The organism is Neobacillus drentensis (genome assembly GCF_036966985.1).
Classification (GTDB): domain Bacteria; phylum Bacillota; class Bacilli; order Bacillales; family Cytobacillaceae; genus Neobacillus; species Neobacillus drentensis_E.
On the sequence record NZ_JBALSN010000662.1, the window covers coordinates 1 to 4,382 of the forward strand.

At 35.4% G+C, this 4,382-nt stretch carries 4 protein-coding genes and 1 pseudogene; 2 read left to right on the forward strand and 3 right to left on the reverse strand.

Going from position 1 to position 4,382, the window contains the following annotated elements; translation table 11 throughout:
* Positions 1–585: hypothetical protein (locus V7659_RS30065; RefSeq protein ID WP_335543683.1), on the reverse strand; the 585-nt coding region annotated here is incomplete at its 3' end.
* Positions 586–729: 144 nt separating this feature from the next.
* On the opposite strand from V7659_RS30065, the gene V7659_RS30070 reads away from it, so the two are divergent.
* Both V7659_RS30070 and V7659_RS30075 read left to right on the forward strand, forming a co-directional pair.
* Positions 730–2,052 (forward strand): D-serine ammonia-lyase, encoded by a 1,323-nt coding sequence (locus tag V7659_RS30070; protein WP_335543684.1) that lies wholly within the window; start codon positions 730–732, stop codon positions 2,050–2,052.
* Between the two features lie 5 nt (positions 2,053–2,057).
* Positions 2,058–2,642: a VanZ family protein gene (locus V7659_RS30075; protein ID WP_335543685.1), complete on the forward strand. Its 585-nt coding sequence runs from the start codon at positions 2,058–2,060 to the stop codon at positions 2,640–2,642.
* 33 nt (positions 2,643–2,675) lie between these two features.
* On the opposite strand, the pseudogene V7659_RS30080 reads toward V7659_RS30075, so the two are convergent.
* Positions 2,676–3,981 (reverse strand): annotated as a pseudogene (locus V7659_RS30080) (ArsB/NhaD family transporter).
* 159 nt (positions 3,982–4,140) lie between these two features.
* Positions 4,141–4,382 (reverse strand): hypothetical protein (locus V7659_RS30085; protein ID WP_335543686.1); only part of this gene is annotated, 242 nt, incomplete at its 5' end.

Sequence of the window (4,382 nt, forward strand, 5' to 3'; positions counted from 1 at the left end):
AGGGATTTTTAATATCTTTTTAAATATTTTAATGTTTTTATCAATTAATTTTTCTTCGATATAGCGCGTCACATAATCAGTGTATACCATCTGCCCAATCGTATTAGTTTCATTTTTGGAATATTTGAAGCCAATCACTCGATCTTCTTTATTTTCCCGGATAATAAAGGTTTTACTGCCTCGTAAATGGGTAATAAAATTTTTGACGCTCTTATCAAAAATTTTATCAAACTGAATGATTTTTTGCAGTTTAACAGCAAATTCAGTATGTTCCTCACCAACCACAAATAAGCGGTCAACAATCGGTAAAAGTTTTAAAACCCCCTCAGACAGCTGACTAGAAGCATCATAAATGATGATATCATATTCATTTTTCATTAATTTCACTTTTCGTTTTTGTTCTGTTAAAGATAATTTTGAAAATTCATGAACGAGTTCATTGGATGTCACTTCTTTTTCTAAGGTCCCGTATGAAATAAATGCTGCAGAAGCATTTGTATTTAATTTAAGCCAGTTATAAATCGATAAAGCCAATTCAGTGACACCTGATTTTGCTTTTGGAGAGTAAAAGCCAACTAAATACATGTCCCTCACATGCCTTTTATTTAAATAATATTCAAAAGTCAAATAAGTGTTAAAGACAACTACTAAACATTTTTTAGAAAATAGAGATGTGTTAGAATAATTCTAATTCTTCATTCAAAACGACAGGAGGTTCCAATTTACAATATGGATATCGAAACATGGCTTAAGAGTAACCAGTTTTCATTGTTAGAACAACTCCAATCATTAGATCAGGTATTCTGGGTGAATCCAAACTTAGAAAAAGCTCAACAAGGAATTGAGAAATCTCCCCTTACTGCTGAGGATATTAAGGATGCGGAGGAAAGATTAAATCGTTTTGCTCCTTATCTCGCTTTGGTTTTCCCGGAAACAAAAGCATCCAATGGAATAATTGAATCAGCATTAGTAAGAATCCCTACTATGCAACAAAAATTTGCTCACGATTTCAATCAGCCCATTTTAGGTGAATTATTATTAAAGTGTGACAGCCATCTGCCAATCTCAGGATCCATAAAGGCCAGAGGAGGAATTTATGAAATCCTTAAACATGCAGAGAACTTGGCAATCACACATCACTTGTTAACCATTGAAGATGATTATTCGATTTTAGCTAGTGAAGAGTTCCGCTCTTTCTTTTCACAGTATTCCATTGCTGTAGGTTCAACTGGAAATTTAGGATTAAGTATTGGGATCATTAGTGCCCAATTAGGATTTAACGTAACGGTACATATGTCCGCGGACGCAAAGCAATGGAAAAAGGACTTACTTCGCAGCAAAAATGTGACAGTAGTGGAATATGAGGCGGATTATAGCCAAGCCGTCGAGCAAGGCCGCATCCAAGCTGAGTCAGATCCTAAATGTTACTTCGTTGATGATGAAAATTCTCATGATTTATTTTTAGGATACGCTGTCGCTGCAACGCGGTTGGAGAAGCAATTAGAACAGTTAGAAATCCTAGTCGATGAAAACCACCCGTTATTCGTTTACCTGCCATGTGGTGTCGGCGGAGGACCTGGAGGAGTAGCATTTGGTTTGAAGCAGTTGTTTAAAGATAACGTTCATTGTTTCTTTGCCGAACCGACACATTCCCCATGTATGCTCCTCGGATTAATGACTGGACTACATGATCAAATTTCTGTCCAAGATGTTGGGATTGATAATGTGACAGATGCGGATGGACTTGCTGTCGGCAGGCCTTCAGGATTTGTGGGGAAAATCATCGAACCTTTTTTAAGTGGAAGTTATACAATTAGTGACGACAATTTATACAAACTGTTAAAGGAACTGGTTGATACTGAAAAGATTTACCTAGAGCCTTCTGCTTTGGCAGGTATGATTGGACCCACTTTTTTATCTAGTAAGGGAATCAATTATTTAGAAAAACATGATCTATTGAATAAAATGAACAATGCAACTCATATTGTTTGGGCAACAGGCGGAAGCATGGTCCCTGAAGAAATATTGGCAGATTATTATCAAAAAGGATAAATTAAGTGAAAAAGACTTTAATTATTACCATATTTATTACTCTAGGAATTTTTATGGTTTTATCTCCTGTATTTATTCGTTTAGTTTCCTATTTACATCCAATCGTTTTGGTAGTTGTTCTTTTATGCATTATGGGTATAGTAGGTTTTTTGGTTTTACTGTTCAAGAAGGAAAAGATTCATATTCACTATCGAATATGTTTAACCATTTTGACTCTCTACACGGTTGACCTTATAGTTTTATTATTTTTCCGACCTAATGACCAAAGCTATAATTCAATGAACCTTGTACCCTTTTCCACCATTACATTTTTTCTGTCAGGAAAAGTAAACTGGTTAATTGCTTTTTATAATCTTGCAGCTAATATTGGTTTGTTCATTCCCTACGGACTATTTCTAAGTTTTAAACGTTTTTCTCAATGGAAGACATTGCTTATTGCTTTCGTCATGATTGCATGCATTGAAGTTTTGCAATTTGTACTTCATCGCGGCAGCTTAGATATTGACGATTTGATTTTGAACTTTTTGGGAGTTTATCTAGGCTGCGTTCTCTTTCCTTTTGTTCGGAAAGTGGTATATATACGCGATTAATTAAAGGACTCATCAACTGATGAGTCCCTTTTATCATGCTGCAAATACAAGTAATAGCCATATATATAAGCTGATGAGGGTGAAGATCAGCGTTGCGGGGATGACAACAATGGTCACTTTTATATATTGCATCCAAGTAATTTTAATATTATTCTTCTTTAAAATATGCATCNNNAATGATGTTTGATAAGTAAACGGGTTTTGTTAAGAGCGGGGTTAGTCCCATATCTGTCAAGGCTAAAGTTGATATCATTAAGGCTGGATGGTTGTTAAAGATATTTGAGAGAATGGCAGTAATGGTACCCATGGTTAGACTAGCATGGAACAAACTATCATTAACGATTGGTTTTAGATACCCTAATAGCAGATGTGATAATCCAATATTGTGCAGTCCATAAATAATGACATACATACTAAAGGCGAATATTAAAATATGCCAAGGTATTTTTCCAGCGACGTCTTTTGGGTTTACCTTTAAGTAAATCCATCTCCAAATCAATAAGATAATAGAGCCACACACAGCAACCAAAGAGACGGAGATTCCAATAAAGGATGCCACGAAAAGACTAATCCTTACAAGGAATACAAAGATAAGCATATTGATCATTAGCTTCTTTTGTTTGTTGAATAGATTTTCTGAACCTTGTTGCAGTGGATGGTATGGACGGTTTTTTTGAAGTGGAATGGAGTAGGAGTGAAAGCGGATTTCCTTTGGAATATCTTTCTTGAATACTAGGAATAATAAATAGGATAAAAATAGTAAGCCTAGTACTCCCGGAACAAACATCATTTCTGTTTGTAGATACAAATCCATACCAATAATTTTCAAGGCGATTAGATTTACAATATTACTAACACCGATTGGGGCACTTGAGGCAGTTGCAATTAAGGCACCACTTAATAGAAATGGAATCTTTTGCTGGTTTTTTAACTTCAGATTATTCAATATTAAAATCAATATCGGTGTGGTTATTAATATACTTCCATCATTGTTAAAAAATAGAGTCATCAAAAAACAGAGTAATAAGGTATTCCAAAATAATCGTATTCCAGACCCCTTTGAGAGTTTTAGCATTAAAGCGGCTGTCCAACTAAAAAAGCCAAAACTTTCGAGTACGATCGCCATTACGATTGTGGCGATGATAGTTATTGCTGCCCCCGTAACCTTTGAACTTATATCAATTAAATCCCCAATCGAAACGCTTCCACTTAAAAAGACGATGATGGCCCCAATTGTAGCCGGGATTGCTTCATTCATATTTCTTGGACGGATAAAGACCAGGACCATTGTGAGGATAAAAGCAAAGATAGTGATAATTACCGTCGATTGATGATACATAAAAGTTTATTTACTCCCTTCACTTTAGTTTCCTTCTTAATTTTCCGTTTATTTATTCTTGTCCTTTGCTTCATAGTACGTCCCACCCTGAAGGCTTGTTCTAAACGAATGTCTCGTAAATTAATAAATCAGCATGTATCTAGAAATCTTAGTCAATTTCTAACTAGTTTTTTTTCCTATATTTATACATATAGGCGAATGTCTTACATGGTATTTTCTAGGTCTATGTACAAGTAAATGAACAAAAAACCGATACTTTTGAAAGTATCGGTTGCTTTCATTAATGCTTTTTGCCTTTTGGTTTTGGACCTTTAGGGCGTTTGCCAGTGCTTCCTGAGCTTCCGCTGCTTCCACTACTTGAGCTACCAGTGCTGCTGTGACCAGTACTGCTGCTACCAGTG